This is a genomic window from Achromobacter xylosoxidans (genome assembly GCF_014490035.1).
Taxonomy (GTDB): domain Bacteria; phylum Pseudomonadota; class Gammaproteobacteria; order Burkholderiales; family Burkholderiaceae_B; genus Achromobacter; species Achromobacter bronchisepticus_A.
Window position 1 is genome coordinate 1,278,218 of record NZ_CP061008.1, and the last position, 22,511, is coordinate 1,300,728.

23 protein-coding genes are annotated in these 22,511 nt (G+C 66.8%); 4 read left to right on the forward strand and 19 right to left on the reverse strand.

Annotated elements, in window-relative coordinates:
• Nucleotides 1–48: 48 nt before the first annotated feature.
• The 4 genes from IAG39_RS05890 to IAG39_RS05905 form a co-directional block, all read right to left on the reverse strand.
• Nucleotides 49–855: an AraC family transcriptional regulator gene (locus tag IAG39_RS05890; RefSeq protein WP_118932979.1), complete on the reverse strand. Its 807-nt coding sequence runs from the start codon at nucleotides 853–855 to the stop codon at nucleotides 49–51.
• Between the two features lie 82 nt (nucleotides 856–937).
• A complete protein-coding gene (locus IAG39_RS05895) occupies nucleotides 938–1,432 on the reverse strand; it encodes a hypothetical protein (RefSeq protein ID WP_118932980.1) in 495 nt (164 codons plus the stop codon).
• On the reverse strand, nucleotides 1,429–1,977 hold the full coding sequence (locus IAG39_RS05900) for a hypothetical protein (RefSeq protein WP_118932981.1): 549 nt from the start codon (nucleotides 1,975–1,977) through the stop codon (nucleotides 1,429–1,431). Before IAG39_RS05900 ends, IAG39_RS05895 begins: the two co-directional genes overlap by 4 nt.
• Nucleotides 1,978–2,083: 106 nt before the next feature.
• On the reverse strand, nucleotides 2,084–3,052 hold the full coding sequence (locus IAG39_RS05905) for a LysR substrate-binding domain-containing protein (protein WP_059378848.1): 969 nt from the start codon (nucleotides 3,050–3,052) through the stop codon (nucleotides 2,084–2,086).
• Nucleotides 3,053–3,159: 107 nt separating this feature from the next.
• On the opposite strand from IAG39_RS05905, the gene IAG39_RS05910 reads away from it, so the two are divergent.
• Nucleotides 3,160–5,460 (forward strand): NADP-dependent malic enzyme, encoded by a 2,301-nt coding sequence (locus IAG39_RS05910; protein ID WP_054451665.1) that lies wholly within the window; start codon nucleotides 3,160–3,162, stop codon nucleotides 5,458–5,460.
• Between the two features lie 111 nt (nucleotides 5,461–5,571).
• Here the strand turns inward: IAG39_RS05910 and IAG39_RS05915 are convergent, their stop codons facing one another.
• The 3 genes from IAG39_RS05915 to IAG39_RS05925 form a co-directional block, all read right to left on the reverse strand.
• Nucleotides 5,572–5,952, reverse strand: a complete 381-nt coding sequence (locus IAG39_RS05915) for a hypothetical protein (protein ID WP_118934919.1) — start codon at nucleotides 5,950–5,952, stop codon at nucleotides 5,572–5,574.
• Nucleotides 5,953–6,100: 148 nt separating this feature from the next.
• Nucleotides 6,101–6,457: a DUF4148 domain-containing protein gene (locus IAG39_RS05920; RefSeq protein WP_042794901.1), complete on the reverse strand. Its 357-nt coding sequence runs from the start codon at nucleotides 6,455–6,457 to the stop codon at nucleotides 6,101–6,103.
• Between the two features lie 299 nt (nucleotides 6,458–6,756).
• A complete protein-coding gene (locus tag IAG39_RS05925) occupies nucleotides 6,757–6,972 on the reverse strand; it encodes a SlyX family protein (RefSeq protein WP_059377677.1) in 216 nt (71 codons plus the stop codon).
• 78 nt (nucleotides 6,973–7,050) lie between these two features.
• Between IAG39_RS05925 and IAG39_RS05930 the strand changes: the two genes are divergently transcribed.
• Entirely contained in the window at nucleotides 7,051–9,135 is a 2,085-nt protein-coding gene (locus IAG39_RS05930) for a TonB-dependent receptor (protein ID WP_118934931.1), read from the forward strand.
• A 9-nt stretch (nucleotides 9,136–9,144) separates the two neighbouring features.
• Here the strand turns inward: IAG39_RS05930 and IAG39_RS05935 are convergent, their stop codons facing one another.
• Entirely contained in the window at nucleotides 9,145–9,777 is a 633-nt protein-coding gene (locus IAG39_RS05935) for a nitrogen fixation protein NifQ (protein ID WP_118934921.1), read from the reverse strand.
• Between the two features lie 170 nt (nucleotides 9,778–9,947).
• On the opposite strand from IAG39_RS05935, the gene IAG39_RS05940 reads away from it, so the two are divergent.
• Complete coding sequence (locus tag IAG39_RS05940; RefSeq protein ID WP_118934923.1) at nucleotides 9,948–12,458, forward strand: ankyrin repeat domain-containing protein; 2,511 nt, start codon at nucleotides 9,948–9,950, stop codon at nucleotides 12,456–12,458.
• An 86-nt stretch (nucleotides 12,459–12,544) separates the two neighbouring features.
• On the opposite strand, the gene cyoD is transcribed toward IAG39_RS05940, so the two are convergent.
• The 10 genes from cyoD to IAG39_RS05990 all read right to left on the reverse strand — a co-directional run bounded on the left by cyoD (nucleotide 12,545) and on the right by IAG39_RS05990 (nucleotide 20,837).
• Entirely contained in the window at nucleotides 12,545–12,895 is a 351-nt protein-coding gene (gene cyoD / locus IAG39_RS05945; protein WP_054451659.1) for a cytochrome o ubiquinol oxidase subunit IV, read from the reverse strand.
• Complete coding sequence (gene cyoC, locus IAG39_RS05950) at nucleotides 12,895–13,509, reverse strand: cytochrome o ubiquinol oxidase subunit III (protein ID WP_042794897.1); 615 nt, start codon at nucleotides 13,507–13,509, stop codon at nucleotides 12,895–12,897. Before cyoC ends, cyoD begins: the two co-directional genes overlap by 1 nt.
• A 3-nt stretch (nucleotides 13,510–13,512) precedes the next feature.
• A complete protein-coding gene (gene cyoB / locus IAG39_RS05955) occupies nucleotides 13,513–15,489 on the reverse strand; it encodes a cytochrome o ubiquinol oxidase subunit I (protein ID WP_118934925.1) in 1,977 nt (658 codons plus the stop codon).
• Nucleotides 15,490–15,491: 2 nt separating this feature from the next.
• Entirely contained in the window at nucleotides 15,492–16,400 is a 909-nt protein-coding gene (gene cyoA / locus IAG39_RS05960) for a ubiquinol oxidase subunit II (RefSeq protein WP_054451657.1), read from the reverse strand.
• A 258-nt stretch (nucleotides 16,401–16,658) separates the two neighbouring features.
• A complete protein-coding gene (locus IAG39_RS05965; protein ID WP_042794894.1) occupies nucleotides 16,659–17,210 on the reverse strand; it encodes a response regulator transcription factor in 552 nt (183 codons plus the stop codon).
• A gap of 5 nt (nucleotides 17,211–17,215) precedes the next feature.
• Nucleotides 17,216–18,418, reverse strand: a complete 1,203-nt coding sequence (locus IAG39_RS05970) for a HAMP domain-containing histidine kinase (protein ID WP_059377685.1) — start codon at nucleotides 18,416–18,418, stop codon at nucleotides 17,216–17,218.
• A gap of 233 nt (nucleotides 18,419–18,651) precedes the next feature.
• Nucleotides 18,652–19,011, reverse strand: a complete 360-nt coding sequence (locus IAG39_RS05975) for a DUF4148 domain-containing protein (protein WP_118934927.1) — start codon at nucleotides 19,009–19,011, stop codon at nucleotides 18,652–18,654.
• 246 nt (nucleotides 19,012–19,257) lie between these two features.
• Nucleotides 19,258–19,752: a copper chaperone PCu(A)C gene (locus IAG39_RS05980; protein WP_118934929.1), complete on the reverse strand. Its 495-nt coding sequence runs from the start codon at nucleotides 19,750–19,752 to the stop codon at nucleotides 19,258–19,260.
• Nucleotides 19,753–19,780: 28 nt separating this feature from the next.
• On the reverse strand, nucleotides 19,781–20,404 hold the full coding sequence (locus tag IAG39_RS05985) for an SCO family protein (protein WP_059377692.1): 624 nt from the start codon (nucleotides 20,402–20,404) through the stop codon (nucleotides 19,781–19,783).
• A 61-nt stretch (nucleotides 20,405–20,465) separates the two neighbouring features.
• Complete coding sequence (locus IAG39_RS05990; protein WP_262422095.1) at nucleotides 20,466–20,837, reverse strand: DUF2946 family protein; 372 nt, start codon at nucleotides 20,835–20,837, stop codon at nucleotides 20,466–20,468.
• Between the two features lie 264 nt (nucleotides 20,838–21,101).
• Here IAG39_RS05990 and IAG39_RS05995 point away from each other — a divergent pair, with 264 nt between their 5' ends.
• Nucleotides 21,102–21,785: a M23 family metallopeptidase gene (locus tag IAG39_RS05995; RefSeq protein ID WP_059377697.1), complete on the forward strand. Its 684-nt coding sequence runs from the start codon at nucleotides 21,102–21,104 to the stop codon at nucleotides 21,783–21,785.
• A 4-nt stretch (nucleotides 21,786–21,789) separates the two neighbouring features.
• Here IAG39_RS05995 and IAG39_RS06000 read toward each other — a convergent pair whose 3' ends face one another.
• Nucleotides 21,790–22,485, reverse strand: coding sequence for a Crp/Fnr family transcriptional regulator (locus IAG39_RS06000; protein WP_165867971.1), 696 nt, complete (start codon nucleotides 22,483–22,485; stop codon nucleotides 21,790–21,792).
• Between the last annotated feature and the right edge of the window lie 26 nt (nucleotides 22,486–22,511).

Sequence of the window (22,511 nt, forward strand, 5' to 3'; positions counted from 1 at the left end):
CAGGCTAAGCGGCCGGGCGCGGCCGGGTCTTGAACGAAATTGCAGGGATCAGGCCGCGGCCAGCGCGTAGCGCCGCGGCGATACGCCGTAGGCGCGCACGAACAACCGGGTCATGTGGCTCTGATCGGCAAAGCCGACCGCGGCGGCGGCATCGGCCAGCGCCGAGCCCTGCCGGATCAGGCTGCGCGCGAGCAGCAGGCGCCGCTGCACCTGGTAGGCGTGGGGCGTGAGGCCGGTGTCGCGGGCAAAGGCCCGCAGCACCTGGTAGCGGCTCAGGCCGCTGGCCGTGGCCAGGTCGGCCAGCGACAGCGAGGCCGCCGGGTCGTCGTCGATCAGCGCGCGGGCATGGCGGATGGCGTCGGGGGTGGCGCGCGCAGGCCGGGCCAGGCGCTCGGCATCGCGGTCGCGCGCCTGCGCCAGGATGCGCAGCAGCAGCGCATCGCAGGCCAGCGGCGCTGCGTCGGCGGTGGCCTGGGCATAGAGTGCCAGCACGTCGCGCGCCAGCGCGGGGCGGTCCTGCGCGGGGTGCTCGAATTCGTAGCCGAGCCTGCTTGCGCCCAGTTCGGCCGCGGCCTGCGCCACCACCTCGGGATTCAGATACAGCATCTGCCAGGCGCGTTCGCCATCGCCGATGGGGGCGCCGTCATGCACTTCGCCCGGGTTCACCGTGATCACGTGCCCGGGGCCGGCCTCGACCTGGCCGCGGCCGCTGTGCGAGACCTGGGCGCCCTGGCGCATGACGCCGATGCCGAACTGCTCGTGCGTGTGGCGCGCGAACGCATGCCGGCTGTGCGCGGCCACGGCCTGCACGCCGGCGAGGGCGCTGCGCTGCATGACGAACTGGCCTGCGTTCATGGGGAGTCTGGGATAAGGGGCTTGCAGGCAGTATCACCCGCCCGCCCGGGCGCGATCAAGGGGCCGGCGCCCCGCGTTCAGGCTATTGCAGGCCGTTCCAGCGCGCTACCGCGGGTTCGGCCGCGGCCCACTTCCACTGGCCGCCCGGCTGCTGGCAGATCATGCTGGAGTAGGCGGGCGCGGGTGCGTCCTTTTGCTCCACCGTGAACAGCACTTCGCGGCAGTGGGTCAAGGGCGTGGCGATGTCGCGCACCACCTGGATGCCGCCGCGCTCGCTGCCCACCGGCAGCGCGTGGCGGATTTCCCACTGGCGCACCTGGCCGATGGGCAGGGCGCCCGCCGCATTGGCCATGACGTTCTGCTGGTCGTTCTTCCACTCGCGCAGCACGTATTTCACAGTGGCATCCACCGCCGCCTGCACCGTGACGCCGATGGCGTAGCCCGCGACCGGATTGGCGGTGGCTGCGCCGCTGACGGTGCCGACCACGGCGCCCGCCGCGCCGCCGATGGAGGAACTCTGGCAACCGGCCAGGCCCAGGCAGGCGGCCAGCGCCAGCAGGCTTGCGGCGCGCCTCACTGCAGCGAGCCCCAGCGGGCCGTGGCGGGTTCGGCGCTGGCCCAGCGCCAGTGCTTGCCGTCGCGGCACACGGTGGTGACGTAGAACTCGCGTTGCGGATCGGCGCCGGCCTTGTCGGCCGGCGTGTCGATGGAGAAGACCACTTCCTTGCATTCCAGGTCCACGCCGCCGATCAGGCGGCTGACCGTGACCTGGCCTTGCGCGTCGCTTTCGATGGGCAGCTCGTGCTTGACCTGCCAGTTGGCCACTTTGCCGACCGCCAGCGGGCCGGCGGCCATGGCGATGGCGTCCTGTTCTTCGCCGCGGGTCTTGCGCTGGGCGTAGGCCAACGCGGCCTTGGCGCCGGCCTGCACGCCCAGGCCGATGCCGGTGGCGACGGTGGCGTTGTCAGTGACCTTGTTGGCGATGGCGGTGCCGGCGATACCGGCCGCGGCGCCCGTGCCTTCGTTCAGCAGCGAATTGCAGCCGGACAATCCGGCAAGCGCGGCGAGGGTGAGGAGGGCGATTGCGCCGCGGCCCGGGTTGATAGGCGGAAGTGTGAACAAACTGCGTGCCCTCCTGCTTGTTGCTTGGCGCGGGAAGTATAGGAGGGCGCGCCGCCGCGGCGCGAGCGTATTTGCATTTGTTGGCAATTTTCCCGCTGGGCGCGGATCAGGCGGGCGGCCGCGCACCCTTGGTATAGGCCTCGCGCAGCGCGGCGGCGAACAGCGCGTCGACGTTGCGGCGCAGACCGTCGGCGCGCGTGAACAGCGCGATCGGCGGCAGGGTCCAGTCGAAGGAATACGGCACGATGGCCGCGCCCGCGATGCGCACCAGTTCGTCGGCGATGTCGGCGGGCAGGATGGCGACGGCGCGGTCGCTGGCCACGATCATTTCGCCGATCAGCTTGGACGAGTCGCTTTGCACCGACGGCGTCGGGGGCGCCAGCCCGGCGCGCAGGAAGATCTCGGACACCTGTTCGCGGATCGGGCTGTCCGGCGTGCCCAGGATCCAGTCCAGGTCGGCCAGCCGGTTCCATTCCAGCCGCGAGCGGCCCAGGCGGGCGGCCAGCCGGCGGCTGGCGATCAGGCGCGGCTGCTGGTGGTACAGCACCTCGAAGCCCAGGTTGTCCATGTCCACCGACGGCGTGGCCCAGCCCACCACCAGGTCCAGCGTGTGGTCGCGCAGCTGCCGCAGCAGCGCCGGCCCCTGGCCTTCGTGGATGGTGGCGGTGATGCGGCGGCCCTGGGGCAGGGTGCGGCTGATGGCGGACGACAGCATCTGGCCGGACACGAAGGGGATGACGCCGATGTGCAGATGGGCGGCATGGCCGGCCGCCACGGCCTCCATTTCCTGGACCAGATGGCCCAGGTCGTGGACCAGGGCGCGGGCCCGCGCCAGCACCACCGCGCCCAGGGGCGTGGGCGTCATGCCGCGCACCGAGCGTTCGAACAGGGGCACGTCGAACATGCTTTCCAGTTCGGCCAGGGCATTGGTCACGGCCGGCTGGCTGGTGGCCATGTGTTCGGCCACCCGGGTCAGCGAGCCGTGCTGCTCGATCTGCAGCAGCAGCACCAGGTGGCGCATCTTCAGCCGCGAGGTCAGTTTCCGGATAACCAGGTCCGGATCAAAGGCTGTCATAGGCGATGCATAAGGTAAAGATTATGGGACGATATTAAAGTTGAATGATCTGCTTATGTATTGGAGCCTAGAATTTTTCCTATATCAAGACTAGGAGGCTCAGCCCCATGAATACGCAATCGGATCGCCAGGCAGCACTGGACTATCACGAGTTCCCCACCCCGGGGAAGATCTCCGTCGTGGCGTCCAAGCCGCTGGTCAACCAGCGCGACCTGGCCCTGGCGTACTCGCCCGGCGTGGCGGCGGCCTGTGAAGAAATCGTGGCCGATCCGGCCAATGTGTACCGGTACACCGGCCGCGGCAACCTGGTGGGCGTGATCACCAACGGCACCGCGGTGCTGGGCCTGGGCAACATCGGCGCGCTGGCCTCCAAGCCGGTGATGGAAGGCAAGGCGGTGCTGTTCAAGAAGTTTGCCGGCCTGGACGTGTACGACATCGAAATCAACGAGACCGACCCGGACAAGCTGGTCGAGATCATCGCGGGCCTGGAAGCCACCTTCGGCGGCATCAACCTCGAAGACATCAAGGCTCCGGAGTGCTTCACCGTCGAGCGCAAGCTGCGCGAGCGGATGAAGATCCCCGTTTTCCATGACGACCAGCACGGCACGGCCATCACCGTTTCGGCCGCCTTCATCAACGGCCTGAAGGTCGTGGGCAAGGACATCAAGCAGGTCAAGGTGGTGACTTCGGGCGCAGGCGCCGCCGCGCTGGCCTGCCTGGACCTGATGGTGGACCTGGGCCTGCCGCTGGAAAACGTCTGGGTCACCGACATCGAAGGCGTGGTCTACGAAGGCCGCACCGTGCTGATGGACCCGGACAAGGCGCGCTTCGCGCAGAAGACCGACGCCCGCAAGCTGGCCGAAGTGATCCAGGGCGCCGACGTGTTCCTGGGCCTGTCGGCCGGCGGCGTGCTCAAGCCGGAAATGGTTGCGGCCATGGGTCCGCGCCCGCTGATCCTGGCGCTGGCCAACCCCACGCCCGAGATCCTGCCGGAAGTGGCGCAGTCGGTGCGCGACGACGTGGTCATGGCGACCGGCCGTTCGGACTACCCGAACCAGGTCAACAACGTGTTGTGCTTCCCCTACATTTTCCGCGGCGCGCTGGACGTGGGCGCCACCACCATCACCCGCGAAATGGAAAAGGCGGCGGTGTACGCCATTGCCGAGCTGGCCGAGGAAGAGCAGAACGAAGTGGTGGCCGCGGCCTATGGCACCTACGATATTTCGTTCGGTCCTGAATACCTGATTCCCAAGCCCTTCGATCCGCGCCTGATCGTGCGCATCGCCCCGGCGGTGGCCAAGGCCGCAATGGAAGGCGGCGTGGCGACGCGTCCGCTGGCGGACCTGGAAGCCTACGAAGAGCAACTGCAGCAGTTCGTGTACCACTCGGGCGCCTTCATGAAGCCGCTGTTCTCGGCGGCCAAGCGCATCGTGCGCGAAGGCGGCAAGTCTCGCATCGTGTTCACGGAAGGCGAAGACGAGCGCGTGCTGCGCGCGGTGCAGGTGATCGTGGACGAAGGCCTGGCCCGTCCCATCCTGGTGGGCCGTCCCGCCGTCCTGCTGTCGCGCATCGAGAAGTTCGGCCTGCGCCTGCGTCTGGGCGAGGACGTCGAAGTCACCAACCCGGAATACGACGAGCGCTTCCACCAGTACTGGACCACGTACTGGGAACTGATGTGCCGCCGCGGCATCACCAAGGAAATGGCGCGCGTGGAAATGCGCCGCCGCCTGACCCTGATCGGCGCGATGATGGTGCACCTGGGCGACGCCGACGGCATGGTTTGCGGCACGGTGGGCGCGTACCACGACCACCTGCGCTTCGTGGACGAGGTCATCGGCCGCCGTCCTGGCCACAACGTGTACGCCGCCATGAACATCCTGCTGCTCAACGAGCGCACGGTGGTGCTGGTGGACACGCACGTCAACGATGAACCCTCGGCCGAGCAGATCGCCGAGTTCACGGTGATGGCGGCGCAGGAAATGGCGCGCATGAACCTGGCGCCCAAGGTCGCGCTGCTGTCGCGTTCGAACTTCGGTTCGGGCAGTTCGGCCTCGGGCGCGAAGATGCGCCGCGCGCTGGAACTGGTGCGTCAGGCCGCGCCGGAACTTGAGATCGACGGTGAAATGCACGGCGATTGCGCGCTGGACGAAGCGCTGCGCATGCGCATCCTGCCCTCGTCTTCGCTCAAGGGCGAGGCCAATCTGCTGGTGTGCCCGAACGTGGACTCGGGCAACATCGCCTACAACCTGTTGAAGACGGCCGCAGGCGGCAACGTGGCAGTGGGTCCGTTCCTGCTGGGCGCCAACGCCCCGGTGCACATCCTGACCTCCAGCTCCACCGTGCGTCGCATCATCAATATGACCGCGATGACGGTGCTGGACGCCAACCGCGTCGAAGCCTCGGCCTGATCCTGCTTGCGCGCCCTTGCGGCGCGCGGACCAGGCGAAAAAAACGCGCCGCCCCATCCCTGGATGGAGCGGCGCGTTTTTTATGCGCTCGGGCGCTGGAGTCCGGCGCGCTTAGTTGCTGCTGGCCTTCCAGGTGCCGTCCGGCTGCTTGCAGAACCAGAACTGCCACTTTTCGGTGGTGGCGCCGCGGGCGAAATCGCCAACCAGGAAGCGGCAGACGCGGTCGTCCTTGAGTTTGCTGGTCTGCGTGGGGGTCAGCTGCACCGTGATGGGCGGCGCCTTGCGCGGCTGGTGCGTGCTGCTCCACTGGGTGCGCTGGCCGTCGGCCGAGTTGTTCAGCGCCTGCACCACGGCGTCACGGTAGGAGGGCTGATCGGCCTTGGGGATCTGCGTGATGATGGCATTGTTCAGCATCACCGGAGGTGCGGCAAAGGCCGGCGCGGCAATGCCGCAAGCCACCAGCAAAGAGGCGAGAACGCGAGTGTGTTTCAAGATGGGCTCCCTGTTGAGTCGTAGTGTTATGCCTGATCTTGGGGCGATAGTACGCGAACGGATGGAACAATGCCTTGCGCAGGCGAAAAAAGGCCGCCAGAAGCTGGCGGCCAAGGTACAACAAGGGGAGGGGTAAATCCGCGTGCGCTCAGTTGGCGTGGTAGACGCCTTGGAAGGGCACGTTGTTCGGTTCCACATCGGCCATCTGGCCGGCAGCGCGGGCGGCAGCCAGTTCGGCGCGCACTTCAGCGCGGGTCTTGCCGGTGTGGGGCGTGCCGTAGACGCCTTGGAAGGGCACGTTGTTCGGTTCCACTTCAGCCATCTGGCCGGCAGCCTTGGCAGCGGCCAGTTCGGCCTGCACCTGGGCGCGGGTCGGGCCTTCATAAGGCGTGCCGTAGACGCCCTGGAACGGGACGTTGTTGGGTTCGATGTTGGGCGAGGCGGCGTAGGCGCCGGCGCTTAGCGCGGCCAGGGACATCATCAAAGCGGTAGCGAGGGTCTTCATGGTAAATCTCCGATTTCAAGAGCTTTGGGAGCGAATCGGCGGCCTATCCGTCTGGTTCGTTGCTGTTTCCCGATGGCTCAATAGTGCGCTGAATCGGACTAGGGATAAACCCGTATATTGGTAAAAGATATTCCCATCAGTGGAAAGATAGCTAATTTATTGGGATATATTTTCCACTGATGGAATCGGGGACGGATTTTCAGGCGTGAGCAAGCCTGGAATACGGCGATTCCATGCGGTTTGGGGCGTTGATAGGGGGAAGGCAGCGCGGACGCGCCGCCCGTACCGCAGGCGCAGCGTCAGTAGTGCGGCGGAATTTCGTCGCGCAGGCTGCGGAAGGGGGCGCCGCCCTCGGGCGCCTGCTGGCGCAGGTCGGCCACTTCGCGCATCAGCCGGTCTATCTGCTGTTGCTGGCGCACGATGATCTGGTTGAGCTGTTCCAGCATATCGTCCGAGAAGCTGGCCTTGACCTCCAGCTCCAGCAGGCGGCGTTCGATGTCTTGCAAGTTATCCATGGCGGGTATTAGAACCGATTCCCGCCGCGGCCCCTACAGGAGGCGTGTTTGGCGCAGCGGCAGTGGTGGCGTACGGGCGTGGGGCATTGGGCCGTGCATGGCCTGCTGGCGTCGTTGCCGACCGGAATCGCCTGGGCGCAGGAAGCCGAACCGCTCCTGCCCGCGGTGGTGGTGACGGGCACGCGCCTGGGTACCGCGGTGCTGGATACCCCCGCTTCGGTCAACGTGGTGGAGGGTGCGGCCATGCGCCTGCAGCAGCCCGGCATCAACCTGTCCGAGGGTCTGGCCGGCGTACCCGGCCTGCAGATCCAGAACCGCCAGAACTACGCGCAGGACCTGCAGATCTCCAGCCGCGGCTTTGGCGCGCGCTCCACCTTCGGCGTGCGCGGCGTGCGCCTGTACGTGGACGGCATCCCGGCCACCATGCCGGACGGGCAAGGGCAGACCTCGAACATCGACATAGGCTCCATCGGCAGCGTCGAAGTGCTGCGGGGGCCATTTTCGGCGCTGTACGGCAATTCCTCGGGCGGCGTGATCCAGGTGTCGACCGAGGATGGCGTGGCGCCGCCGTCGCTCACGGCCAGCGGCTGGGGCGCCAGCTACGGCACCTGGCGCTACGGCGCCCGCGCCAACGGCGCCAGCGGCGGACTGGACTACGTGCTGGACCTGACCCGTTTCACCACCGACGGCTACCGCGACCACAGCGCCGCCCGCAAGAACCTGGGCAACGCCAAGCTGGGCCTGCAGCTGGACGACGCCAGCCGCCTGACCCTCGTGGCCAACAGCGTGGATCTCAAGGCCCAGGATCCGCTGGGCCTGACCTATCAACAGTTCCAGGACGATCCGCGCGCGGCGCCGCTGGCCGAGCAGTACGACACCCGCAAGACGGTCAGGCAGACCCAGGGCGGGGCGATCTACGAGCGCCAGGTCGACAGCCGCAATACCTTGCGGGTGATGGTCTATTACGGCCAGCGCGACACCACGCAGTACCAAGCCATTCCTCCTGCCGCGCAGACGGCGCCCACCCAGGCCGGCGGCGTCATCGACCTGAAGCGGCAATACGGCGGGGCGGACCTGCGCTGGACCTCCGAGCTGACGATGGCGGGCCGGCCGCTGACCGTGATCGGCGGCTTTTCCTACGATTCCATGCGCGAAGACCGCAAGGGCTACCAGAACTACACCGGCGCAGGCGCCAGCCGCCAACTGGGCGTGCAGGGGGCGCTGCGGCGCGACGAGACCAATACCGTCTACAACGCCGATCCTTATCTGCAGGCTTCCTGGCAGGTGTCGCCGCGCTGGACGCTGGACGCGGGTTTGCGCTTCAGCACCGTCAGCTTCGATTCCAACGACCACTACCTCGCGCCGGGCAACGTCGACGACAGCGGCGACGCGCGCTATCGCAAGGCCTTGCCGGTGGCGGCCATCCGCTATGCGCCGGACACCGATCTGAGCTTCTACGCGTCATATGGCCGGGGCTTCGAGACGCCGACGCTCAACGAGATCTCGTATCGGCCCGGGGGCCAGCCCGGCTTGAATTTCGGGCTGGCCCCCGCGCTCAGCACCAACCTGGAAGCCGGCGTGAAGGCGAACCTGGCAGGCGGCCTGCTGACGGCCGCCGTGTTCCATACGGGCACCGAAGATGAGATCGTCTCCGCGGGCAGCTCGGGCGGACGGACCACGTACCAGAACGCCGGCCGCACGCGGCGCGACGGCGTGGAACTGGGCTGGTCCGGCGAATTCGCCCGTCACGGCCGCGCGCAGCTCGCCTATACCTGGCTGAATGCGCGTTATGCCGATGACGGACCCGGCGACATCCGCGCCGGCAACAAGATCCCCGGCATCGCGCGCCAGGCCGCCTTCGCCTCGCTGGCCTGGGCGCCGCCCGAAGGTTGGCAGGCCACGGTGGAAGGGCGTTTCCTCAGCAAGATCTACGTGAACGACGCCAACGACGGCGATGCGCCCGCCTATTTCGTGGCGGCCTTGAGCGCGGGCTATGTGTTCAAGGCGGGGGCCTGGGAACTGAACGCTTATGGTCGCGTGGACAATCTGTTCGACCGCCGCTACGCCGGGTCCGTGATCGTCAACGAGACCAATGGGCGCTACTACGAACCGGCAGCCGGGCGCAGTCTGGGAGCGGGCCTGGGGGCAACGTACCGGTTCTGAAGCCGGGCCTCAGTCCGGCATGTCCGGATAGCAGAAGCCATAGTCCTCGCAGGCCGGACAGCCCGGCGCCGCGGCCGGCGGCAGGCCCGCCTGTTCACAGGCGGAATAGGCCAGGAACTGCTTCCAGCGCAGGTTGCGCACATTGCGCACCACCAGTCCCGGATAGTGGCGCGCCAGCAGGAAAGTCACGTCCTCGCGGCCCGACAGGCCCAGGTCCCGCCACAGATGGTCGGGCCGCAGACAGGCCTGGGTCAGCACGCTGCTGACCCAGGGCGTGGTGCCTGCGCCGGGGGCGGCCCAGGTGTCCAGCAGCGCGCGCAACAGACGCGTGAATTCGGTTTGAGCGGCATCCATGCCGCGGGCCGGGTAGATGGCGGCTTGCTCGCGCAAGTCCGCCAGCGCGGGATCATGGCCCGTCAGCGCGCCGGGGAAGAGGCGCGCGATCAGGCCTTCCAGTTCCCGGGTCGACAGGCCGCAGCGTCCCAGGTCGCCGCAGGCCAGGCTCTTGCCGATGACCGTGGCGAAAAATCCCGCGTCGGGATGGCCGGGCGGCGCATGGCGCAGCAGCGCGCCGGCGAACTGCAAGGTGGGACCGGCGCTGTCGGCCGGGGCTGGTGCGGGGGCGATGGAAACGGCGTGCATGGTCGGGGTTGCGTCGTCCGCGGGATTATTAAACTGTTAATGAAGTCGTTATGTTGTTCAATATATAACGAAAGCTGTCCGCAGTCTTTGCGGTATCGCAGGGGGGGCGTGGCGGGACCGGGAAGGCGCGTATCATCGGCCTCTTTCCATCCGTCCCCAGAAGCTTCCGCATGCCGCGTCCGTTCCGTCCCGCAGTCTCCCGCCTGTTCGGCGCCGTCGCGTTGGCGCTGGCCGGCCTGGCCGCCGCGCCGCAGTGGGCGATGGCTTCCGATATCGGCGCCGTCATCGAGTCCGCCCGCCTGTCGCGCTATCCGCTGCGGGAACCCGAGAAGCGCGTGTGGGGTACCGAGAACCTCAAGGACGCGGTGCTGGTCGGAGAGTTGCAGAGCCGGCTGTACCTGTACCGCTATGTGCGGGAACCGGGTGGGAAATTCAGGCCGGATTTTCGTTCCGGACCGTTGGTGATGTACTCGCCCACCGGAATCAAGACCGACAAGGAGAGCGTAAGGGTCAGGATGCCTCGCGACGGGGAAAGCCATTATTGGGTGGGCTATTCCTACGATGGCGATCTGTGGGTGACCGGCTTTCTGGTGGACGAGGAGGGCAGTGCCTACGAGGTGACCGCGGATAATTCCGCCGCGATCGTGAGCAGCGACCAGCCCTGGGATGATGCGCGCAAAGCCCGGATCCTGGCGGCGTTGCGGCCGCCGCTGGCCGACTACCCGGACTTGTTGAAGACGTTTCCCGAATCCATCAGCTTCGAGCATCGGCCGCGGCCGGACCTGAAGGCCGGGCTGCTGGACGTGCACCGGCATGTCCGCGGCATTCCGCGTGCGCAGACCGCCGAGTTCCGGCGCGCGCTGGGAGAGCTGCGCAGCTTCTTCTGGCGCAACGATTATCGGGATGTCGATCCCACCGGCAAGGATCCCGAGGTGTTGACGGCCTTCAACGACTACGGCTTCTGGCTGGCCGAATCGGGCGAGGCGCAGGAAGCCGACCTCTTTCTCGGCGAGGTGCTGCGGCGCGATCCGGCGCGCACGGCGGCGTACCTGAACCGCGCCGATGCACGCTGGCAGCAGGCAGGAAAGGCGGGCGACAAGCGCGGCCATTTCGAGGCCTTGGCGCGCGAGGATTACCGGCAGTATTGCTCGCGCCGGCTGGCCGCGCAGGAACCCATTCCCGGCAACATCGCCGGCCGCATCGGCGCGGCGCTCGGCGTGCCGGCCCTGGACGCGGCGGCCTGCCGGCCGCGCCTGGCCATCTTCCAGGCGATCCAGGCCGGCGATGTCGCCGCGGTGCAGGCTGAATTGGCGCGCGGGCAAGACCCCAACGGCGTCAACGAAAACGGCACGCCGGCGCTGGCCGTCGCGGTAGCGCGCAAGCAGCTGGAGATCGTGCGTATATTGCTTGCGGCAGGCGCCCGGGCCGACGGCTCCAACAACGGCTACCCGCTATTGGCCAGCGCGCTGCCGGACGGTCAGGACTCGCGGCCGGACGCCGAGCGCTATGCGTTGGCCGACACGCTGATCGCCGCAGGCGCGCCCGTGGATGCCGTGGACAGCGGCGGCACGCCGCTGCTGATGCGGCGCATTTCCTACTACAGCGGCGACAAGGACAATCTGCTCTATCTTCTGGACAAGGGGGCCAATCCGAACGCCCGCGAGAAGAACGGGCGCTCGTTGCTGCATGCCGCCATGCAGAGCACGAAGAACTTCTGGTACGCCGAAAAGCTGTTGGACAAGGGCGCGGACATCAACGCCGCCTACGTGCGCATGTACTACGGCAACCGAGCGATGTGGGAAACGCCGCTGCTGGAAGCCCTGCGTGAATCCCCCGGCGGCGAGCTGGCGCCTGGGGTGGCCTATCCGATTCCCGAGCGGGTGAGCTTCGCGCTGGCCCATGGCGCGGATCCGGCCGTGGGCGGCTACGGCGAGGGCAAGGCGCTGGAGCGCAACGGCCTGAACGAAGCGCTGAGCCTGGCGGCGCGCTATATGCAGCCGGCGCTGGTGGACCAGTTGGTCCAGGCCGCAGGCAAGCCGCAGGCGCCGCTGACGCCGGAATCGCTGTCCAGCCTGTTGAGCGTGTGGAACCAGGTCGAGGTCCGTGCGGCGATCAAACAGAGCGGCCCGGATTGGGACGAACTGCGCGCCCGGCTGCGCGCCACGGCGGCGCGTTTGCTGGCTGCCGGCGTGCCGCTGACGCAGGCCTCCGACGCGACCGGCGTGCTGGCCAACCGGATCGCGCCGCTGAGCCTGCCGTGGCTGCCGGACGACTTGTACCTGCAATGGCTGCAGGCGGGCGCCGATGTGTCGGATCGCACCGATCAAGGCATCCGCATCCAGGGCGTGGCCGACCCCGACGCGCTGCCGCTGGTCATCATGCTGAGGCTGGGCCAGGAGGCCAAGGCAAAAATGCTGCTGGAACACGACGCCGGCCTGTACCGCACGCCCTGGCGCTGCGGCGCGGCGGTGGCCGACATGCTGGCCTGGCAAGCGAGCCAGGACGGCGGCCCGCTGGGGCCGGCAGGCGCGCGGGCGGTGAAGCAGGTGCTGGATGGCGCCGAGGCCGCGCCCGCCTGCGACCTGAACCAGCGCTCTCGGGTGCAGCCTTTCGTGGGGGTCAGCGCAAGCGAACTGGCGCGCCGCGCCAATGTGACGCTGAGCTTGCGGCCGGCCGGCTGAGGCCGACGCGATCGCAGGATCGCCGCGCAAAAAAAAACAGGCGCCCGCAGGCGCCCTGTTTTTTTTGCTTCAACGGCGAGCCGTCATTACATGGCGTGGCCCATGTTGACGTTCATGTTGTACAGCACCCATGCCGAACCGCCGACGATGATGGCGATGATCATGACGGTGAAGACAAACGTGGCCAGGTTGTCGCGGGCCGACTTCGATGCGCCCATGTGCAGGAAGTACACCAGTTGCACCAGCAACTGGAGCACGCACAGCGCAACCACGCCGGCGATGGTGATGGCGTGGGACAGTCCGCCGTTCATCACCAGGCCGAAGGAGCCGAAGGTGAGAAGCAGCGAAAGCACGAAACCGATGATGTAGGACTTCAGGCTGCCGTGGTCGGCGGCGTGATCGTCGTGGCCGTGTGCGGCCGCAGCGGAGTGCGACATCAGATGGCTCCCATGAGATAGACGAAGGTGAAGACGCAGATCCAGACGATGTCCAGGAAGTGCCAGAACAGGCTCAGGCACGCCAGACGACGCTTGTTGATCGAGTCCAGGCCATGGCGGCGGATCATGTCCAGCAGGACGATGATCCAGATCAGGCCGAAGGTGACGTGCAGGCCGTGCGTGCCGATCAGCGTGAAGAACGCCGACAGGTACGCGCTGCGGCCCGGGCCGGCGCCGATCGAGATCAGGTGATGGAATTCATAGACTTCCATCGCGATGAAGCCCGCGCCGAACAGGAACGTCACCATCAACCAGCCCATGGCGCGGCTCTTGTTGTTGGCGTGCACGTTCAGGTTGGCCATGCCGAAGGTGAAGCTGGAGAACAGCAGCAACAGCGTTTCGACCAGCACGAACTTCAGATCGAACAGTTCCTTGCCCGTCGGGCCGCCCGCGGTGGCGTTGAACAACACCGCGAACGTGGCGAACAGCACCGAGAAGATCAGCAAGTCGCTCATCAGATAGACCCAGAAACCGAATACGGTCTTGGATCCATCATCATGATGCGCGTGATCGTCGTGACCCGCGTGGGGGTGAGTGGCTACGGCTTGAATCATGGCTCAGGCGGCCTTCTGCATTTTGTCAAAGTGAGCGTTTTCGATGCGTTCGACTTCCGCGGCCGGGACCCAGTAGTCGACGTCGCGGTCATAGGCGCGGACGATGAACGAACCGATCATGCCGACGAAACCGACGATGGACAGCCACCAGATGTGCCAGATCAGCGCAAAGCACATGACCAGGCCAAAGGCGCCGATGAATACGCCGGCGGCGGTGTTCTTCGGCATGTGGATGTCTTCGTACTTGGCCGGGCGCTTGTAGGCCTTGCCGTTCTGCTTGTCTTCCCAGAACTGGTCCAGCGAGTCAACGTGCGGCACGTGGGCGAAATTGTAGAAAGGAGCGGGCGAAGAAATGGCCCATTCCAGCGTACGGCCATCCCAGGGGTCGCCCGTGATGTCCTGGTTCTGCTTGCGCTGGCGGATCGAGACGAACACTTGCTGCAGCAGGAACCAGATGCCCAGCATGATCAGCGCGGCGCCAGCCAGGGCGACCAGCAGGTACGGCTGCCATTCGGGGTTGTCGTAGTGGTTCAGGCGGCGGGTCATGCCCTTGAAGCCCAGGATGTACAGGGGCATGAAGGCCAGGAAGAAGCCGACGAACCAGCAGTAGAACGAGTAGCGGCCCAGGCGCTCATTCAGCTTGAAGCCGAAGGCCTTGGGGAACCAGTAGGTCATGCCGGCGATGCAGCCGAACACCACGCCACCGATGATGGTGTTGTGGAAGTGGGCGATCAGGAACAGGCTGTTGTGCAGCACGAACGACACGCCGGGGATGGCCAGCATCACGCCGGTCATGCCGCCGATGACGAACACGATCATGAAGCCCAGCGTCCACAGCACCGGCGTCGTGATGCGCAGGCGGCCGCGGTAGATGGTGAACAGCCAGTTGAAGATCTTCGCGCCCGTCGGGATCGAGATGATCATTGTCGCTATGCCGAAGAAGGCATTGACGTTGGCTCCCGCGCCCATGGTGAAGAAGTGGTGCAGCCAGACCAGGAACGACAGCACGCCGATGGCGGCCGTGGCGTAGACCATGGACTTGTAGCCGAACAGGGTCTTGCGGGCGAAGGTGGCGACGATTTCCGAATACACGCCGAACGCCGGCAGCACCAGGATGTAGACCTCGGGGTGGCCCCAGATCCAGATCAGGTTCACGTACATCATGACGTTGCCGCCCATGTCGTTCGTGAAGAAGTGCGTGCCCAGGTAGCGGTCCATCGTCAGCAGCGCGAGCGTTGCAGCCAGCACGGGGAAGGCGGCGACGATCAGGACGTTGGTGACCAGCGAGGTCCAGGTGAAGATCGGCATCTTCATCAGGCTCATGCCCGGCGCGCGCATGCGCAGGATGGTCACGATGAAGTTGATGCCGCTAAGCGTGGTGCCCAGCCCGGATATCTGCAGCGCCCAGATGTAGTAGTCCACCCCCACGCTCGGGCTGTAGTCCAGTCCGGAGAGCGGCGGATAGGCGAGCCAGCCGGTCGCGGCGAATTCGCCCACGAACAGCGAGATCATCATCAGCGCGACGCCGGCGCCGAACAGCCAGAAGCTCAGCGAGTTCAGGAACGGGTAGGCCACGTCGCGGGCGCCGATCTGCAGCGGCACCACGAGGTTCATCAGCCCGGTGATGAAGGGCATCGCCATGAAGAAAATCATGATGACGCCGTGGGCGGTGAAGATCTGGTCGTAGTGGTGCGGCGGCAGGAAGCCGGCCGAGTCGGCGGACGCGACCGCCAGCTGGGTACGCATCATGATGGCGTCGGCGAAGCCGCGCAGCAGCATGACCAGGGCGACGATGATGTACATCACGCCAATGCGCTTGTGGTCGACGGTGGTCAGCCATTCCGTCCAGAGGTACTTCCACTTCTGGAAGTAGGTGATGGCGCCGAAGACCGCTAGGCCTCCCAGGCACACGGCGGCCAGCGTAACCATGACGATGGGTTCATGGTACGGAATGGCCTCGAGGGTGAGTTTCCCGAGCATTGTTAGTTAATTCCTGCGATCAGATTGTTCGACGTGGGGGTGCACGTGGCGGAGTCCACGCCGGCCATCTTGGTCATGGTGCTGCCAAGAATGAAATCAAACATGGCGGGGGGCGCCGAGGAGTACTTGACGACCGGGTTGTGCTCGCTGCGCTTGGTCAGCTCTGCATAGACCTCGGGGGTCAGTGCGGTCGGGGCGGCCTTGGCTTCCTTGACCCAGTTGTCGAACCCGTCCTGGGACATCGCGATGGCCTTGAAGCGCATGCCGGAGAAGCCGGCGCCGCTGTAGTTGGCCGAGATGCCAGCGTAGGTGCCGGCTTCGCGCGCGTTCAGGTGCAGCTTGGTCTCCATGCCAGCCATCGAGTAGATCTGGCTGCCCAGCTGGGGGATGAAGAACGAGTTCATGACCGTGGCCGAGGTGATCCGGAAATTGACCGGAACATCGACCGGGAAGGCGATCTCGTTGACCGTGGCGATGTCGTACTCGGGGTAGATGAACAGCCACTTCCAATCCAGCGAAACCACCTCGATGGTCACCGGCTTGTGTTCGGACACGAGCGGCTTGTAGGGATCCAGCGCATGCGTCGAGCGCCAGGTGATCACGGCCAGGATGGCCACGATGATACAAGGGACGGTCCAGACCACGATTTCGATCGCCGTGGAGTGGGCCCACTTGGGCTGGTAGTCAGCTTTGGTGTTGGATGCGCGGTATTTCCAGGCAAAAACCAGGATCATGACGATGACCGGAATCACGACGATGAGCATGAGCCCGGTCGTCGTGAACAGCAAAGTCCTTTCCTGAATGCCGATATCTCCCTTGGGGGAGAGGATTTCCATGTTGCAGCCGCCAAGCAGCATGACCGCGCCGACGCTGAGAATGCGCGTAAGGGTCGCAAGGAGGGGGTGTTTCACGTACAGCCTTGGATGGAAGGTGGAAAATGCTGCATAGCAGCAGACTGGAATGCTGCTAGGCAGCAACGTCCATCCTATCGGCTTGATATGGGTCAAGCATGCGACGAATGGTCGCATTGCCTGGGAGGATTCCGCCCCAAGGGGAACAGATTCAGGGTTTTCCTAGGGGAGCAGGGGCTTGCTGCCAGGTTCCCGGGTGCGACGATATGTCGCACCCGCACATGTGGGGTCTGCGACAATTTGTCGCATCCGCACAAATCAGTCGATGAGCACTTCGCGTTCCGGCCCCGGTTTCTTGGCCAGTTTGCGCTGCAGGGAGCGCCGGTGCATGCCCAACAGGCGCGCCGCCGCCGAAACGTTGCCGCCGGTTTCGTGCAGGGCCTGGTGGATGTGCTCCCATTCTAGGCGGTGCAACGGCGTCATAGTGGTTTCGATCGTAACGTTTTCCGGCTTCACCAGGCCCAGGGTGCGCAGGATCATCGGCGCGGTGGCGGGCTTGGGCAGGTAGTCGTCGGCGCCGCGCTTGATGGCCTCGACGGCGGTGGCCACGCTGGCATAGCCGGTGACCAGCAGGATGCGCATGTCGGCGCGCAGGGCGCGCAGCGGGCGGATCAGGGTCAGGCCGGAGTCTTCGCCCAGGCGCAGGTCGACCAGGGCGAAGGCGGGGCGGATTTCCTCGGCCACGCGCAGCGCCTCGGCGATGCCGGTGGCGGTTCGGGTTTCGAGGCCGCGGCGCGACAGGCTTCGCTGCAGGGTGCGCACATACAGTTCGTCGTCGTCGATCAGCAGGCCAAGATCGGTTGGGTTCATTGCACTCAAGTCCCGGTACTCCCCAGCGGGAGGTAAAAGCGGATACGCGTGCCGCCGTCTTCGGCGGCGGTCATGGTCATTTCGCCGCCCATCTGTTCCACCGTGGCGTGCGACAGCGCCAGGCCCACGCCCAGCCCTCCCGGCTTGCCGCTGTTGAACAGGCTGGTCGCCGGCAGCAGCGTCTGGTCGGGATCGAAGCCCCGTCCGTAGTCCCTGACTTCGCCGCGCAAGGCGCCATAACCGTACTCCAGATGCAGGTCCACGCGGGGCGCGTCGGCGGCTTCGCCGGCGTCCGCCGCGTTGTTCAGCAGGGCCTGCAGCAGGTGGGCGATGGCCGGATCGACCCGCAGGCTGCCGGGCAGGGTGCCCGAGCGCTGCAGATCGATGGTCGGCCGGATCAGGCGCCATTGCCCCACCACGCGGACCAGGTCCACCGCGGTTGGGACCGCCAGATTGCGGATACGTTCCCGGCACAGGGCCAGCAGCTGGCTGAGCGTGGAGACGTCGGCGCGCAGGTCTTCGTCCTTGACCTCGGCGGCGATCTCGTCGGCCAGCAGGGTCATGGTTGCCAGCGGGGTGTTCAATTCATGCGCCATCGCCGCGGCGTGGGTGGCCAGGGCGACGATGCCTTCGTTGCGGGTGAAGCGTTCGCGCAGCCGCGCCAGTTCACGCTCGCGGTCGCGCAGGTCCGAGGCCAGGCGGGTCGAAAACACCAGCACCACCACCACCGAAATCAGGAAGTTGGCGCCCATGCCCCAGAGCAGCAGGGTGTGGGTGTCGACGTCGCCGCGCAGGGGCTGGCCGAAGATCGCGGCCGCCGCGTAGCCCGAGATGCCCGCCACGGCCGCGGCCAGTGCCCAGTTGCGCGGCAGCGCCAGGGCCGCCAGCGCGGTCAGGATCAGGAACATCATGCCGAAGGGATTGCTGATGCCGCCGCTCCAGCCCACCATCCAGGCCAGCACCGCCATGTCCACGAACAGATGGCCGAAGGCGGTGGCGTGGGACAGGTCGCGGCGGTGGCGCAGGCGCAGGCTGGCGTAGGCGTTGAAGCCGATCAGCGCGCCGACGCCGATCCACAGCGGCTCCAGCGGCAGGGCCAGGCCCAGGACGCTGCTGGCCAGCAGAATGGTGGCGGCTTGGCCCGCGATGGCGAGCCAGCGCAGGCTGCAGAGGGTACGCAGGAATGAAAAGGCGGAACTACCGGGCATATCCAGACACAGAGGTGCCGGCAGGCTGCCGGCGGGCACGCGCCCGGCTGCGCGGAACGCTGGCATCCGGCGCGCGGCGGCTGGGCCGGCTGCCGCCGCGCCTTCAGGCAGGGCGGCGGTGGATGTGCTGGCATTGTATGGCGAATCAGGCGCCGCCGCCGGTCAGCGGGCAATCAATGTGTCCCTGATATGCCTGCGTGACGCCCGGACCTGCCACCGTTCCGGCCTCTGTCTCAATGGATATCAGAGGTGCCGCTATGGGCCATCGCGGGCGGCGGGTAGTCTTCCTCGTCGGACGCCATCTGGCCCTGGATCTGCGCCTGCTGCAATTCCTGCTCAACCTGGGCGCGGCTTTCAGACTGGTGCGACATGACCGGGGGAGGATAGTCTTCGTCGCCGAAGGTGTACTGGCCGTTGGCCTTGGCCTGGGCCAGTTCGGCGCTGACCTGGTCCGCCGTCTTGGCGGCGGGGGCGGCGTAGGTGACGCGCCAGTCGCCGTAGAGGTCGTGGGTGTACTGCGTGGTCTGGGCCTGCACGGCCCCGGCGGCTGCCAAGCCGGCGCATAGCAATAAGGTCTTGCTGAGGGTCTTCATGAAACGCTCCTGGCAATCAAAGCTTGCGGCCATCGTGCCGGCCGCGCCGACGTCCGCGATGCTGCCTGCGGGCGATTCCTGGATGCGGGAAAGCCTGGCCGGGCGCGCCGCGATGGCGCGCGCCGGACCTTTTCCAATTCGACCCGGCGCGCGGCGCGGCGTTGCACGCAGGACGGCCTTGTTGCAATGAAGCTGTTTCAGGCGTGCAGCATAGCTGTCAAGCCACTTTCAGGGGACGCTGCGGGCTCAGTGGCCGTGGCCGGCGGTCGGGGCGGCTGCCGCGTTCAGCGGACGCGCCACCGCGTCCACCGGCACGCGCCGCTGGCGTTTGTCGGCATCCTCGACGATGAGCGTCAGGGCAACGTGCTCGCCGGGCGAGATCTGGCCGGCCAGATCGATCAGCATCACGTGATAACCGCCGGGCTTGAGCTCCACGGTCTGGTTCGCGGGCAGCGCGATGCCCGGCACCTGGCGCATCTTCATGACGTTGTCCTGCATCGCCATTTCATGAATTTCGACGTGCTTGGCGGCCTGCGATTCCACGCCGACCAGGCGGCCGCCGGAGGCGGAGGTCAGGCGCATGAAGACGCCGGTGGCGTGCTGGCTGGGCACGGTGGAGCGCACCCAGGCGTCGTCCACCTTCAGGGCGGCATCCTGGGCCAACGCGGAAGGGCTGGCGCCGGCCAGGGCGCAGAAGGCGAAGGCGGTGGCCGCCAGGGATTTGATCGTGGTGTTTTTCATGAGGGTTGCCTCTATATATAGATTCTGGTCAGAGCACGGTGCGCAGGTCGTCCACGCATTCCTGCGCGCTTTGCTGATGGCGCAGGGCGATGCGCAGCTTGCCGCTGGCGTCGATGACGTAGGTCAGCGCGGTGTGGTCCATGGTGTAGGACGAGCCGGTCGCGACCTTCTGGTAGAAGACCTTGAACGATTGCGCGGCGGCGCGCGTCTGCTCGGCATTGCCGCGCAGGCCGACGAAGTCGGGATCGAAGGCCTGGGTATAGGCGCGCAGGATTTCCGGCGTGTCGCGTTCGGGATCGACGGTGATGAAGAGGACGCGCAGCTTCTTGGCGTCCGCGCCCAGCAGGCTCTTGATCTCGACGGCGCGGGTCAGCGCCGTGGGGCAGATGTCCGGGCATTGCGTGAAGCCGAAGAACAGCATGATCGGCTGGCCGGCGTAGTCGGCCAGCTTGCGCTCGCGGCCCTCGGTGTCCTGCAGCTGGAAGTCGCCGGACGGCATGCCGGACAGATCCATGCCGTGCAGCTTGGGCGCATCGGGGCCGCAGCCTGCCAAGGCCAGCAGGGCGAAAGAGGACAGCAGCAGGCGGCGCCGCGGATCGGGCGCATGGGAGCGCGCCGCGCCGGATGGCGCGCGCAGAAAGGGGGAATGCATGAAAACCTCGTCGGTTGACGGTTCGTCCAGGGGCGCGGCGGGGCCGCGCGTGCAGGCGGAGTCAGGCGAGGCGTGGAGGAGCGCGGGAACCCAGCGGCGGTCCCGCGGCGGTGGATGCGGGCGGGGCGGCGCTGGCAGGCGCGGGCAGTGCGTGCCGGCCGGCGGCCAGCAGCAGGGGGGTGAGCGCGGGGGCCGGAGCGGGCGCGACGTGCGCCAGCAGGCCGAAGGGGCAGAGCGCGCCGGCATCGGCGGCATCGTGGCCGGCCTTGTTCTTGTCGCCGGGCGACAACGCCAGCGTCAGCGCGGAGACGTCGCCCGCGGCCGAGCAGAACGTGACTTCAAGCCGGCCGTCGTGCAGCGCCCGGGCGTCGGGCATGTAGCCCGCCGGCACCAGCGCGCGCAGCGCCAGGGCCAGAAGCGCCAGCCACAGCACGCCCCGCGCGCGTGCGGCGCTGCCGAGGTGCTGGAGGCGGATCAGGCGGGTCATGGCGGCATTCTATCCCGCGCGACCGGCGCAAGCATCTGACGCCGGCGCCCATGGCCCGCCAAAATCTTGGTACCCTTGAACGCACTCAAATATCTCCCGACATCCCACTCAGTGCCTCAGGTTTCAGTGCTTTCCTCGTCCGCCCAGACCCTGCCTCTTTCCACGTTGCCCGCTGCCGTACGCCGGGGCAGGCCGTCCTTCCGCTTGTGGATGTGCGTGCTGGCCGTGGCGCTGCTGGCCCTGCTGTCCGCCTGCGGCACCACCAAGGTCCAGCCCGGCTACTACCGTGTGCAGTCGGGCGACACGCTGACCCAGATCGCGCGCAAGCAGGGCACCAGCGTGAGCAATCTGGTGCGCTGGAACAATCTGTCGAATTCCAATGCCATCGAAGTCGGGCAATTGTTGCGGGTGGCGCCGCCGGCTGGGCAGGCCAGCACGTCCACCGCGCCCAGCAAGGCGCGCGGCAAGCCTGCCCCTTCGCCCAAGTCGTCTACCTCGACCGCCAAGCGCCGCACCGCCCCGCCGGGGGCGATCTCGCTGGTCTGGCCCGCCCAGGGCAAGGTCACGCGCGGCTATGACGGTTCGGGTTCCAACGGCATCGTCATCAGCAATTCCTCCGGCACGCCGGTGGTGGCGGCGGCGCAAGGCACCGTGGCCTATTCCGGCAGCGGCCTGCGCGGCTATGGCCACCTGGTCATCGTCAAGCACAACGCCAGCTTCCTGAGCATCTACGCCCACAACAGCAAGCTGCTGGTCAAGGAAGGGCAGCGCGTCAGCCAGGGGCAGAAGATCGCTGAAATGGGCAATAGCGACAGCAAGCAGGTCGGGCTGTATTTCGAGCTGCGCTACGACGGCCAGGCGGTCGACCCGGCGGGGTCCCTGCCGCCGAAGTAGGCGCTTAGAGTTGCACCAGCTGCTTGAGCGAATCCAGCTGCAGGATGCATAGCTCGCCGCGGCGGTCCGATATATAGCCCTGGCGTCGCCATTTCGAGAATATCCTGCTCAGCGTTTCGGCGCGCATGCCCAGCTTGACCGCTATCTGCGAATGGCTCAGCGGCAGCACCACGGGCCGGTTGTCTTGCGGCTTGCCCGCGCGCAGGATGTATTCGGCCAGGCGTTCCTCGGCCGAACTCGACGTCAGCCAATCGATCTGATCCGTGTGATGGCGGATCAGGTTGGCGCAATGCGCCATGACGCGGCAGGCGAAGCGCGCGTCGTTCAGGCAGAGCTGGCGGAATGCCGCGGCATTGAGCAGGCAGCCATTGCCCTCGGTACGCGCGCGCACGCCGTGCAGGTGCCGCGGCGTGGCCTCGAACAGCGTGGAAACGGACAGCCAGCCGCCCGGCCCGACATGGCCGAATACCTTGTCGCCGCCATCCGCCGTGTAGCGCACGCCCTGCAGCGATCCCGCGCACACCAGCAGGCAGGAGGAGGCCGCCTGGCCTTCCGAAAAAATCGTGTCGCCCGCGTTGAACTCCAACCAGCGGCTGCCGCCCGCCAGGGCGAGCAGGGCGGCATCGTCCACGCCATCGAACCAGGGATGCTGGCGCAGCGCCGCGATCAAGAGCGCGGATCGTGAATTGACAATAGTCATTTGGTCTGGGGGCTCTGGCAAATAGA